11 protein-coding genes are annotated in these 12,626 nt (G+C 60.4%); 3 read left to right on the plus strand and 8 right to left on the minus strand.

Annotation, left to right across the window (positions count from 1 at the left end; genetic code table 11):
* Positions 1–84 precede the first annotated feature (84 nt).
* The 4 genes from ACSVIK_RS18525 to ACSVIK_RS18540 all read right to left on the minus strand — a co-directional run bounded on the left by ACSVIK_RS18525 (position 85) and on the right by ACSVIK_RS18540 (position 5,292).
* Positions 85–1,440, minus strand: coding sequence for an 8-oxoguanine deaminase (locus ACSVIK_RS18525; RefSeq protein WP_442445704.1), 1,356 nt, complete (start codon positions 1,438–1,440; stop codon positions 85–87).
* 213 nt (positions 1,441–1,653) lie between these two features.
* The gene (locus ACSVIK_RS18530) at positions 1,654–2,580 is read right to left on the minus strand and encodes an ABC transporter permease (protein WP_442445705.1); all 927 of its coding nucleotides are present in this window, start codon (positions 2,578–2,580) and stop codon (positions 1,654–1,656) included.
* 52 nt (positions 2,581–2,632) lie between these two features.
* A complete protein-coding gene (locus ACSVIK_RS18535; protein ID WP_442445706.1) occupies positions 2,633–3,736 on the minus strand; it encodes an ABC transporter permease in 1,104 nt (367 codons plus the stop codon).
* An 11-nt stretch (positions 3,737–3,747) separates the two neighbouring features.
* The gene (locus ACSVIK_RS18540) at positions 3,748–5,292 is read right to left on the minus strand and encodes an ABC transporter ATP-binding protein (protein WP_442445707.1); all 1,545 of its coding nucleotides are present in this window, start codon (positions 5,290–5,292) and stop codon (positions 3,748–3,750) included.
* A 909-nt stretch (positions 5,293–6,201) separates the two neighbouring features.
* Between ACSVIK_RS18540 and ACSVIK_RS18545 the strand changes: the two genes are divergently transcribed.
* The 3 genes from ACSVIK_RS18545 to ACSVIK_RS18555 all read left to right on the plus strand — a co-directional run bounded on the left by ACSVIK_RS18545 (position 6,202) and on the right by ACSVIK_RS18555 (position 7,548).
* Positions 6,202–6,501: a hypothetical protein gene (locus tag ACSVIK_RS18545; protein WP_442445708.1), complete on the plus strand. Its 300-nt coding sequence runs from the start codon at positions 6,202–6,204 to the stop codon at positions 6,499–6,501.
* Between the two features lie 91 nt (positions 6,502–6,592).
* The gene (locus tag ACSVIK_RS18550) at positions 6,593–6,976 is read left to right on the plus strand and encodes a hypothetical protein (RefSeq protein ID WP_442445709.1); all 384 of its coding nucleotides are present in this window, start codon (positions 6,593–6,595) and stop codon (positions 6,974–6,976) included.
* Between the two features lie 74 nt (positions 6,977–7,050).
* The gene (locus ACSVIK_RS18555; protein ID WP_442445710.1) at positions 7,051–7,548 is read left to right on the plus strand and encodes a DUF6714 family protein; all 498 of its coding nucleotides are present in this window, start codon (positions 7,051–7,053) and stop codon (positions 7,546–7,548) included.
* Between the two features lie 868 nt (positions 7,549–8,416).
* Here the strand turns inward: ACSVIK_RS18555 and ACSVIK_RS18560 are convergent.
* The 4 genes from ACSVIK_RS18560 to ACSVIK_RS18575 all read right to left on the minus strand — a co-directional run bounded on the left by ACSVIK_RS18560 (position 8,417) and on the right by ACSVIK_RS18575 (position 12,616).
* Entirely contained in the window at positions 8,417–8,977 is a 561-nt protein-coding gene (locus ACSVIK_RS18560; protein WP_442445711.1) for an MFS transporter permease, read from the minus strand.
* Between the two features lie 211 nt (positions 8,978–9,188).
* Positions 9,189–9,872: an SDR family oxidoreductase gene (locus ACSVIK_RS18565; protein ID WP_442445712.1), complete on the minus strand. Its 684-nt coding sequence runs from the start codon at positions 9,870–9,872 to the stop codon at positions 9,189–9,191.
* Between the two features lie 52 nt (positions 9,873–9,924).
* Positions 9,925–10,512, minus strand: a complete 588-nt coding sequence (locus ACSVIK_RS18570) for an IMPACT family protein (protein ID WP_442445713.1) — start codon at positions 10,510–10,512, stop codon at positions 9,925–9,927.
* A gap of 214 nt (positions 10,513–10,726) precedes the next feature.
* Positions 10,727–12,616 (minus strand): PhoX family protein, encoded by a 1,890-nt coding sequence (locus ACSVIK_RS18575; protein ID WP_442445714.1) that lies wholly within the window; start codon positions 12,614–12,616, stop codon positions 10,727–10,729.
* Positions 12,617–12,626 lie beyond the last annotated feature (10 nt).

Raw genomic sequence — 12,626 nt, forward strand, 5'->3', positions numbered from 1 at the left:
CAAGAGCCTTCGCGAGCAGCCCGTAGGGTGCGCTGTGCGCACCGGCAGTTTCTCGGTGCGCATGGCGCACCCTACGGTTCAGGATCAGGCATTCACCAACTGCCTCGCCGCCTGTCGGTGGTCGGCGATCAGTTGCGCCACATCCAACCCCTCGATCTGCCCGTCGATAACGCGCCAGGTGCCGCCAATCATCATGCGGTCGGCGCGATCGGCACCGCACAGCAGCAGGGCAGCGAGCGGGTCGTGGCTGCCGGAGAAACGCAGCTCATCGAGCTTGAACAGCGCCAGGTCGGCCTGCTTGCCTACCGCCAGCTCGCCGATATCGCTGCGCCCGAGCAGGCGCGCCGAACCACATGTGGCCCAGCCCAGCGCGCGTTGCGGGGTAATTGCCTCGGCGCCGTAGCGCAGGCGCTGGGTATACAGGGCCTGGCGGGCTTCGAGGATCAGGTTCGAGGCGTCGTTGGAGGCCGAGCCGTCGACCCCCAGGCCCACCGGCGCGCCGGCTGTCTCCAGGTCGTGCACGGGGCAGATACCCGACGCCAGGCGCATGTTCGAGCAGGGGCAGTGGCAGACGCCAGTGCCGGCGGCGCCGAGGCGGGCGATTTCCTCGGGGTTGAAGTGGATGCCATGGGCCAGCCAGATGCGCGGGCCGAGCCAGCCGACGCTTTCCAGATAATCCACGGTGCGCAGGCCGAACTGGCGCAGACAGTAGTCTTCTTCGTCGAGCGTTTCGGCCAGATGGGTGTGCAGGCGCACGTCCAGTTGCTCGGCCAGCTCGGCGCTGGCGCGCATGATGTCGCGGGTGACCGAAAAGGGCGAACAGGGCGCCAGGGCGATCTGAATCTGCGCGCCATCGCCACGTTCGTGGTACTGGCGAATCAGGCGCTGACTGTCGGCCAGGATCGTCTCACCGCTCTGCACCGTGTGTTGCGGCGGCAGGCCGCCGTCGGCCTCGCCCAGGCTCATCGAGCCGCGGCAGAGCATGGCGCGCATGCCCAGTTCGCGCACGGTCTCCACCTGCACGTCGATGGCCTGCTCCAGTCCGCCAGGGAACAGGTAATGATGGTCGGCGGCGGTGCTGCAGCCGGACAGCAGCAGCTCGGCCAGCGCCACCTTGCTGGCCAGCGCCAGTTTCTCGGGCGTGAGGCGTGCCCAGACCGGATAGAGCGTCTTCAGCCAGGGGAACAGCGGCTGGTTGACCACCGGCGCCCAGGCGCGGGTAAGGGTCTGGTAGAAGTGATGATGGGTGTTGATCAGGCCTGGCAGCACGACGTGCTCGCGGGCATCGAAGCTCTGCTCGCAGGGTGTTGACGGCTGCTGGCCGGCACCAAGCACTTCGGCGATGCGGCCATCCTCGATCACCAGGCCGCCGGAGGCGTCCAGATCGTTGGCGGTGAAGATGGCGAGCGGGTTCTTGATCCAGATACGGGTAGCTGCCATGAGCAGGCTCCTCTGAGGTTGATATCAGGTAAGCCAGCTCAGTGTTGACCCTGTCTGCTGATCCAGGGGGAGGCGCAGAGCGCCAGCCACAAGCCACAAGCCACAAGCCACAAGCCACAAGCCACAAGCAGTCTAGCGAATGAGCAGCCTCCGTCCAGCACTCAGGCTCTTCTTGAAGCTTGAAGCTTGAAGCTTGAAGCTTACGGCATTAATTCAATGCCCCGGCTGCCAAGGTTGGCCCAATGAGACTGGCGCATACAGCCGGGTCTTTATCGCATCACGCGAGAGCAGCACCAGCACCAGGATGGTGGCCACATAGGGCAGCATGGCCAGCAGGTTCGACGGGATCGACAGGCCAATGCCTTGCGCCACCAGGTGAAGGATGCTGGCCAGGCCGAACAGGTAGGCGCCGAGCAGCACACGGAATACGCGCCAACTGGCGAACACCACCAGCGCCAGGGCGATCCAGCCGCGCCCGGCGGTCATGTTCTCCGCCCACATCGGCGTATAGGCCAGCGACAGGTAGCCGCCGGCCAGGCCAGCCATGGCGCCGCCGAATAGCACCGCCAGGGTGCGCACGCGCAGCACCGGCAGGCCCATGGCGCTGGCGGCGTCCGGGTTTTCGCCAACGGCCTGGATGATCAGGCCGATGCGGCTTTTCAGCAGCACCCAGGCGACCAGGGCGAACAGGACGAAGGAAAGGTAGATAAGTACATCCTGAGCGAACAGCATGCGTCCGATCAGCGGTATGTCGGACAGCAGCGGAATGACGATGGGCTCGAAGCCGGTCAGCGGCTTGCCGACCCAGGCGGCGCCGACGAAGGTGGACAGACCCACGCCGAAAATGGTCAGGGCCAGGCCTGTGGCCACCTGGTTGGCGTTGAAACCCAGCGCCACGGCGGCGAACAGCATCGACAACAGCATGCCCGCAGCAATCGCCAGCAGCACACCGAGCCACAGGCTGCCGGTGCTGAAGGCGACGATAAAACCGATCACCGCGCCGAACAGCATCATGCCTTCCTGGCCGAGGTTGAGCACACCGCTCTTCTCGCACACCAGCTCGCCCAGGGCCACCAGCAGCAGCGGCGTGCCGGTGCGCGCCATGGCGTAGAAGATATTGGTCAACAGATCGAGATCCATGAGCGTCAAGCCTCAGGCTGCAAGCGGCAAGTAAAGAAAAAATGGAAACAAGTCATGCGGCAGACTCCTGCTTGCGGCCTGTGGCTTGCAGCTTGAAGCCCCACGCGAAGCGTGGCCGATAGAGGATCAACACATCACAGGCCAGCAGGTAGAACAGCATCATGCCCTGGAACAGTTGGGTGATCGCCTGCGGCAGGTTGAGGTTCATCTGTGCGTTCTCGCCGCCCAGATACAGCAGCGCCATCAACAGGCTGGCGGCGACTATGCCGAGCGGGTTGAGACGACCGAGAAAGGCCACGGTGATCGCCGCATAGCCGTAACCGGGCGACACCTGCGGCACCAGTTGGCCGATGGGCCCGGCCACTTCGCCCACACCCGCCAGCCCAGCCAGCGCGCCGCTGACCAGCAGGGCGAACCACACCAGGCGCTTCTCGCGAAAGCCGACGAAACTCGCGGCACGGCTGTCCAGGCCCAGCACCTTGATCTGGAAACCGAGAAAGCTCTTGTGCAGCAGCACCCACACCGCCACCAGGGCCAGCAGCGCCAGGTACAGACCGCCATGCAGGCGCCCGTCCTCGCTGACCAGCGGCAGGCGGCTGGCATCGCCGAACATCGCCGATTCGGGGAAGTTGAAACCGGCCGGATCCTTCAGCGGGCCATGCACGAAGAACAGCAGCAGGTTCAGCGCGATGTAGTTGAGCATGATGCTGGTGAGGATTTCGTTGGCGTTGAACTGCGTGCGCAGCCAGGCGGTAAGCCCGGCCCAGGCCGCGCCCGCGCAGGTGCCGGCCAGCACCACCCAGGCCAGTGCCCAGCGGCTTTCCCAGTCGATCAGTTGCAGCGCCATGGCGCTGCCGGCCAGGGCGCCGATCAGCAACTGGCCTTCGGCGCCGATGTTCCAGATGCGCGCCTGGTAGGCCACCGCCAGGCCCAGGGCGCAGAGCAGAATCGGCAGCGCCTTGACCAGCAGTTCGGACACGCCATACCAGTCGCTGAGCGGGGCGATCAGCAGGGTGTGCAGGGTTTCCAGCGGGTCATGGCCGAGTAGGGTGAACAGCAGTACGCCGCTCACCAGCGTCAGCACGGCGGCCAACAGCGGCGACAACCAGAGCATGGGGCGCGACTCCTGGCCGCGCGGTTCCAGGGATAACAGCATGACGGGCTCCGTCAGCAGGCCGCAGCGGCGGCGGGTTGATCGAATTCACCGGCCATCCAGCGACCGACTTCCACGGTGGACACCTGCGCCGTCGCGGCCAGTGGCGACAGCCGCCCGCTGCACAGCGCGCCGATGCGGTCGCTGATCTGGAACAGCTCGTCGAGGTCTTCGGAGATCACCAGGATCGCCGCGCCGGCATCGCGCAGGGCGATCAGCGCGCGGTGGATGGCGGCGGCGGCGCCGACGTCGACACCCCAGGTGGGGTGCGCGGCCACCAGCAGTTTCGGGTTTTGCAGGATTTCCCGCCCCAGAATGAATTTCTGCAGATTGCCACCGGACAGGCTGCGCGCGGCGGTGTCAGCATCCGGCGTCTTCACCGCGAAGCGCTGGATGATCTGCTCGGCCAGCGCACGCACCTTGCCGCGCTGCACCAGTCCGCACTTGACCAAGCCCTGGAAGGCGGTGAGCAGGGCGTTGTCCACCAGGCTCATTTCCGGCACCGCGCCATGGCCAAGGCGTTCGGCGGGCACGAAAGCCAGGCCCAGAGCGCGCCGCGCATCCGGCTGCAGATTGGCCACCGGCGCGGCATCCAGGCTGACCCGCTCACGCTCACTACGGTGCAGACGGGTTTCGCCGCTGAGCAGCGCGAGCAACTCGTCCTGGCCATTGCCAGCGACTCCGGCGATACCGACGATCTCGCCGCTGCGCACTTCCAGGCGAATGCGTTCCAGCGAACAACCGAACGGGTCGGGGTTGTGCCAACTCAAATCATCGACGCGCAACCGTGGCAGGCCGCCGCTGACTTTCGGGTAACTGCTTTCCAGCCCCTCGGCGTCGCCGACCATCAGCCGCGCCAGTTCCAGATCCGAGCACTCTGCTGGCACGCAATGGCCGGACACCCGCCCACCACGCAGCACCGTGGCGCTCTGGCACAGCGCGCGCACCTCACCCAGCTTGTGGCTGATAAACAGAATGCTGCAGCCCTCGGCGGCCAGACGGCGCAGGGTGATGAACAGCTCGTCGGCCTCCTGCGGGGTGAGTACCGAGGTGGGTTCGTCGAGGATCAGCAGTTTGATGTCCTGCATCAGGCAACGCACGATCTCCACCCGCTGCCGTTCGCCGATGGACAGGCTGTGCACCAACCGGGTCGGCTCCAACGCCATGCCGTAGCGCTGCGACACCTCGCGAATCTTCGACTCCAGTTGCTTCGGCGTACCGGCCTGCCCGCCCATGGCCAGGGCGATGTTCTCGGCCACGGTCAGCGTCTCGAACAGCGAGAAATGTTGGAACACCATACCGATGCCCAGACGCCGCGCCATGGCTGGGTCGCGCATCGTCAGCCGCTCGCCCTGCCAGCGAATCTCACCGCTGCTCGGCTGGGTGACGCCGTAGATGATCTTCATCAACGTGCTCTTGCCGGCGCCGTTCTCGCCGAGCAGGGCGCGGATCTCACCGGGAGCGATGGCCAGGTCGATACGGTCATTGGCCAGACAGCCGGGGTATTGCTTGCTGATGGCGGTGAGCTGCAAGCGTGGAGAGTCGGGTGAGACGGACATGGAAAACGCTCATGGAAAGAACTGAGCGGGGCTAAAGCAAAAACTTGGCCAGGGAGTCAGAAAATCCATTGTCTGGACGCTTGCCCATGATCAAGCGCATTTCCGTGCTCGTCCTTGGTGCGCGCTTCTCCGTGCACAGTGCCCAACGCACCGCATTCGCGCGTTCGAGGCTAAAGCCCCTCCCACACGAGAGTGGCAATTTGTGGGAGGGGCTTTAGCCGCGACCCGTAGCCCGGATGCAATCCGGGGTTCCCTCTTGCTGGCCGCAGAGAATCGCAGCCGAATGCGCGATGGCGGCGCACAGGGTTCTTACGGGGCCGTAATGCTGGAGCAAAAAGAGGAGGTCAAGCGAATACACTGGTCTATCGGGGCATAGCGGTAAGTTTATGATTGGGAAGGGTTTTTGCAGCAGGCGAAACGGGATGGTGCGGAGTTAGATGGAAGGCTCTACTATTGGATTAGTACCGCCTTCCATCTAATCACTGTTAGGCACTTACGCAGGAGTCCCTATGATATTCGCAAAATTTGAATATCCAGAAGAGTGCTGGGACGTCCATGAAGGGCTAAAGAAATATCTTCTGGAACACTTCAAAAATATCGAGTGCGGGCTGCAAACTGACTCTTGGTTTTGGATACACATAGACAAGCATAAAGTTGTTATAGATACATTCTCGTCAATGAAACATCAAATCAAATCTGCTAGCGCCGGGCCGCACATCCAACAAGTCATAAGTTTACTTCAGAGAAAATATAAAATTAATGTTTATCCAGAGCCAGAACTGGAAGACCATGATTATCTCTCGTAACTTACCCGGCAACGCCAGCCTAACAACTGGCTCAAATCGTTCGCTCCGCTCACTGGGACGGGCTGAAGCCCGCCCCTTAGCCAAACGTTATGCGTAATCGAGCATGAAGAATAAATTGAGCTCAAAGGAAAAAGAACTCTGGAATAGGATATCCAAAATTCTCTGGAAGAACTGGGATCCTATCGGTGTCTACGAAGAAGACAGTGAGTGGGATGATGAATACGATAGCTATGTACCTCACATATTCCAACTTGCAGTAGAGGGTTGCGATCACATTAGAATCGCTGCTTCACTCACATCAACAATTCGTCAAAATATCGGATTGAACGCCACAGACAACAACGAACATGACATTAGTGTTGCAAAGTTAATCGTCAGTGCCAGGCAAGGAATATTAGGCTAGTGAGCAAACCGCATAACAAGTGGTTCAAGTCGCTCGCTTGGGACGGGCTAAAGCCCGCCCCTTAACCAAACGTTAGAAGGTAGATTAAGTAATGCGCTGGTTGTACATAAGAGTGGATGGCTCGGACCTTTCAGTGTGTGAAAAAACCTTGATTATCGAGCTTAAAAATCTCGCAGTTCGCTTGCACGAATTAGAACCCAAATTGGTAAATTTCCAGCATCCCAAAACGCCGGACATGAGCTCTCAAGATCTACTCGACTGGGACATTGGCTTAGATTTAAATTTGGAAGCAATTACTAAAATTCACGCCAAAGCTATCGCACTCAGCCTTCAGCAAATCGCAGTCGAAACAAAAAGAGATTTCGTAGTGGGGCTTACGAATGAGCTCGGCGTCACCGAAGACATTATTTTTATCCATGAAAATTCTGGAAGAGCCGAAGCGGAAGCATTATGCAGCATTGCAACTGCCGTCTAACTAGTGGTTCAAATCGCTCGCTCCACTCACTGGGACGGGCTAAAGCCCGCTCCTTAACCAAACGTTAGATTTCCATGAACATTGAAGAACTAATTAACATGATAGAGAAAGCCTTCGATGGGGTTCCTCAACCTGAAGAAATTACTCTGCATGTAGCTGAAGCGCATGATGACTATGACTATGACCACGACAAAGAACATCGTAGAAGAGACTATATCGGGCGCTGGCAAGATGTGCCAAGAGAGCACATAAGGAAGTGTCAGTCAGCTTTGAGTTTTGTGAATAAAACAGGCATGCGATTTTACTTGCCAGCTTATATGATTTGGTACCTTAAAAATTTTGGCAGTGATGAGGTTTGGTCTGACCATACTCTTTACTCGCTAGATAATCATGCAAAAGATCCTAAGCTAGCTGAATATCATAAAGAACGCTTTTCATTGTTTACTCCCGATCAGCTTTGGGCATGTGCAGCATTTGTAAAATTTTGCGCTAATGATGAAACTGGATTCACAGACAGAAATTTTGCCAGGGAAAAATATGAAAGGTACTGGTCTCAGTATGAAGAAAACTAACAAGATGGTGCAGTGGAACCAGTTACGCTCTGCAAACTTTATGGTATCGCTACGCTCTTTTTACCATAAAATTTATTCCACTACACAGGTCCGCTGACGCAGCGTTATAGTAAAGGTGGCTCGTGAAAATATTCGTGTTTAGTAAAATTTACGGGGCGTGATTATCTGTTGTTGATGTTGCCGTTGCTTTTGTTTTTGCAATGTACGAATTTCAGTCTGAACGCGTAGCTTCACAGTTGTGGAAGGAGTTTGTATAAAGCTAAACGCGGTATGCGGAGTTATGTGACAAGCATTGCTGTCGGGTTGGTAACTCCTTTTGTTTGGCCAGCGTTGGAGCTTTATGGAAAGCGTCACGATAAAAACGCCAGAGAACGAAAATATCACTCTATATAAAGAGGCTGATAACCTATGGTATTGCCCGGTATGTGGTTCCCTTGAATTGAAGTTTCAGCCACGAACCGAAGAGGGCGGATCATTCGAGATGTGTAGTTGTGGCTTCGAGTTTGGTTTCGACGATGAGCCTGCTGCGTCAGCTCAGGCAGTTCGAGGCGTCGTTAGTAACTGGGATCGGTGGCGGCAAATGCTTATCCAGAAATTCAGACATCAGCCAGAAAAACTTAACCAGTTGAGGTTGCAGCTAGCCAGAATTGGGTGTGAGTCTTAGCCCGTATATCCACCGTACAAACGGTGGATGAAAAAGCGTCATCCACCCTACAGGTACATCATCCTGACTTCGAGCGTAGGGTGGATAACGCGAAGCTTATCCACCATTGGCGAGCAGGTAGCCGAGATCGAATGTAGCGATGCCTGAACGATGGGTTTCGCTGTGCTCAACCCATCCTGCAACTGCAACGTTTGTGCTCGGGCTTCAGAGATAGGAGCCAACCAGTGCGAGCATCCAGAGCGCTGCGGCAGGGATGATGAAGAGCAGGTTGAGGCCGCTGATGCGGGCATTGCTCTGACCGTTGTCATCGCCGCTGGCTTGGTTGGCGTGTCGCTGGATCTGGGCCAGGGGGATCGCCGGGGCCACGATGCAGCCGATCAGCAGTAGCATATTCAGAGAACCGTTCTCGAGCTCGATACGAGACAGGCCATTGCTAACTACCATCAGCACGACATAGAGCCAGGCGGTACCTGAATAATCCCATGATCCCAGACCCTGACGCTGCTTGTGCTCGCTGATCCGCCTGCATAGCGAATGGGTGAAGAAGATCTGAAAGAACGAGCGTACGGCCGGCATGATCTTTTTCGGCAGCATTGCAGTGCGCTGGCTGTCCCACTGCTTGTAGAACCAGTAGAGGGGGTACAGGCCGAAGGTGGCAAAATTCAGCAGGTAGAGTTTGTTCTCTGAGGTGACGAAGAAGGCGTTACGAGAGGAGGATTGTTCGTCCAGCAGTTCGGCTTTGGGAGGCTGATACAGGTTGTCCATTGACCTGGTTCCGATTGACGGTTTTGGGAGGCTCGCATCCAGCGAGTGTTCTTAGCACGCAAGAGTATAGGTATATCGAGGCGCTCTGACTGTGCACGCTGGCAGGAAATGGCAACAGCCTATCCGGCTCGGTAGCGACGCCGAGCGTCGCGGTAGTGCTCCCACGCTGGCGCGTGGGAGCCATTGTCCTGGGGGGCTATACGTCAGGCGCTTACCAGGGCAGCGGATTGCCTTGGTAGTCGAGGTAGCGCAAGCCAGGTTGGCCGACGGCTGCGCCGACCTGTTCGACCATGCCCTTGCAACTGCTGTCGATATCCAGCGGGGCATTGTCGCCACCCATGTCGGTGCGTACCCAGCCTGGGTGCATCAGCAGCACGCCGAGCTTGGGGTTGTCCTGGCCGCGCACGAAGCATTGCGCCAGGTGGTTGAGTGCTGCCTTGCTGGCGCCGTACAGCGGCATGCCCATGCCGGCGCCGGTTTCGATGCTGCCGAGGATCGAGCTCATGAATACGATCAGCCCCTGTTCGGCTGCCAGGTTCGGCAGCAGGCGCTCGGCCACGCGCAGCGGGGCGACGGCGTTGGTCAGGAACAGTTGGCCCATTTCTTCTGCGCTGGCCTGAGCGGTGCTGTGGTGCGCCGGGCCGGCCACTCCGGCGTTGACGAAGATGACGTCGAAGCGTTGCCCGTCGAGGTGACCAGCCAGTTGCTCCAGGCTGACCGGCTCGGTCATTTCCAGCAGTTCCACGCGCACGCCGAGCTCTTGCAGAGGGGCTTGTTGCGCGGCGCTGCGCACGGTGGCGGTCACGGCCCAGCCCTGGGTGGTGAATTCACTGGCCAGGCCAAGGCCGAGGCCGCGTGAGGCTCCAATGATCAGGATGGATCGGGAGGCAGTCATGTCGGGCTCCATGGTGGGTGAGAAAGACTCGTCAGCATAGCGCACCAACCTGTCAGTCAGTTGCGCTCAGGCTCTCCCGACCACGGCTGATATCACCCAGCAGCCGCTCCAGCCCTTCGCGCTCGGCCGGGGCCACCGCCAGGTGCAGGCGGGCGCCGGTGGCGTCGTAGTCTTCGCCTTCGATCAGGCTGTCGAAGTCATTCAGGCGCGCCTTGAACAGTGGCAGTTCGGCGAACTGCAAATGGCAGGTGAATGCCTGGCGCAGGATCAGTTCGCGGCGCTCGCCCGCCTGCAGGCATTTGGCTGCGCTGCCGCCGTAGGCGCGGGCCAGGCCGCCGGTGCCGAGCTGGATGCCGCCGTACCAGCGGATCACCAGTACCACCACCTGGTCGCAGTCCTGCCCTTCGATGGCGGCGAGGATGGGCCGGCCGGCGGTGCCGCCCGGTTCGCCGTCGTCGTTGAAGCGGTACTGGTTGCCCACCTTCCACGCCCAGCAGTTGTGCGAGGCGGCCAGGTCGCTGTGGCGTTCGATAAAGGCTTGCGCTTCGGCGGCGCTGGTGACCGGGGCGGCGAGGGCGAGGAAGCGGCTCTTGCGGATTTCCTCGCGGTACTCGCAAGGGCCGAGCAGGGTACTGGGCATGTTGGTTGGCCGGGCAATAAAAACGCCCGCCAGTATAGGGCACTTCTAAAAACTACCTGCGTTGCCATCGCGGCGTTAAAAACAGGCTCAAAATGCTCATTTACAACGCGTAAACTGCGCTTTTTCGCCTGTTTTTGCCTTGCGCTGGCTGCCTCGCCTACGTTTTTAGAAGTGCCCTATAAGCCTGGCGGGCGTTGATTGATGCCGAGCGATATCAGGCGCCGATCACGCCGCCGTCGTCGCGGCGGATCATCACCACCGAGGAGCGGGGGCGCATGCCGTCGCGGTGATCTGGGAAGCTGGACTTGCCGTCTTCACCCGGATGCTGCACACCGACGAACATCGTGCGTTGATCCGGGGCGAAGGCCAGGCCGGTGATCTCGCAGCCGCGCGGGCCGACCAGGAAGCGGCGGATTTCGCCGCTGACCGGGTCGGCGCAGAGCATCTGGTTGTTGCCCATGCCGGCGAAGTCGCCGCTGTTGCTATAGTTGCCGTCGGTGAGCACCCACAAGCGGCCATCCTTGTCGAAGCCGAGGCCGTCGGGGCTGTTGAACATGTTGTCGGCGTTGACGTTGGCCGAGCCGGCGTTGGGCGTGCCGGGGTGCACCACCGGGTTGCCGGCGACCACGAACAGATCCCAGGTGAAGCGCTCGGCAGCGGCGTCGTCGCCGGCCTCACGCCAGCGCAGAATCTGCCCGTAGACGTTGTTGGCGCGCGGGTTGGCGCCGTCCACCGGCTGGTCGTCGTTACCGCGTTTGACGTTATTGGTCAGGGTGCAATAGACCTGGCCGTCCTGCGGGCTGACGGCAATCCATTCCGGGCGATCCATGCGCGTGGCGCCAACCTGAGTGCCGGCGGCGCGGGCGCGGATCAGCACGTCGCCCTGGTCGCTGAAGCCGTTTTCGGCGGTCAGGCCATTCTGGCCAAAGCGCAGCTTGATCCAGCGGCCTTCGCCGCGCGGCTGCTGGGCATCGCCGCCGAGGTGGGCGACGTACAGGTCACCGTGGTCGAGCAGGTGGCGGTTGGCCTTGGGATTGCTCTTGTCGAGGCGGTCACGGCTGATGAACTTGTAGATGAACTCGCCGCGCTCGTCGTCGCCCATGTACACCACCACGCGACCGTCGCGGGTCTCGGTGAGGGCGGCGTTCTCGTGCTTGAAGCGGCCCAGTGCGGTGCGCTTGATCGGCTTGGAATCCGGGTCGAACGGGTCGATCTCGGTGATCCAGCCGTGGCGGTTGATCTCATTGGGATGACGGGAGAAGTCGAAGCGCTCGTCGAACAGGTGCCAGCGGTTGTCGCTGGCGCCTTCGAGGTTGGCGCTGTAACGCTTGAGCGCCGGGCTCAGGGCCAGCTTGGCGTCGGTACTGCCGAAGCAGTCGGTGAAGTTCTCTTCGCAGGTCAGGTAGGTGCCCCAGGGGGTCATGCCGCTGGAGCAGTTCTGGAAGGTGCCGAGCACTTCGGTGCCGAGCGGGTCGGCGGCGGTCTTCATCAGCGCATGGCCACGCGCCGGGCCGCTGATTTCCATGGGCAGGTTGGCATGGATGCGACGGTTGTACGGCGAGCCCTGGACGAATTGCCAGGCGCCATCGGCATTGCGTTTGACTTCGATGACGGTGACGCCCACGGCGGCCTGGGCCTTGCGTACGTCTGCCAGGGACTGCGGCGGCTTGCCGTGCTGCAGCAGGTACTGGTAGTTGCAGTATTCGTTGTTGATCGCCATGAGTGCGCGGTTGGCGTCGCCCGGCCAGGGGAAGAAGCTCATGCCGTCGTTGTTCTCGCCGAACTGGCCGAGCTGTTCCTTGGCATTGTGGCTGCCGTCGCCGCGATAAGGCGTGGAGTCGGCATGCAGTGGCTGGCCCCAACTGATCAGCACGTCGAAGCGGTAGCCCGGCGGCAGGGTGATGGTGTCGGCGGTGGTCGCCACGATGTTGTCGAAGCCGAGCAGCGCTTGGGTGCTGATGGCATTGGCCAGGGCCGTGCGGCCCAGCGGGCTGCCAGCCAGGAACAGGGCGGCGCCGGCCAGGGCGCCGGTGCCGATGAAGCGGCGGCGGCTCAGTACCAGATGTTGCAGGTCAGTCAGTTCGTTATTGTCCATCAGGCTCATCTCCTCCACG

It is taken from the genome of Pseudomonas sp. NCHU5216 (genome assembly GCF_052156495.1).
GTDB lineage: Bacteria > Pseudomonadota > Gammaproteobacteria > Pseudomonadales > Pseudomonadaceae > Aquipseudomonas.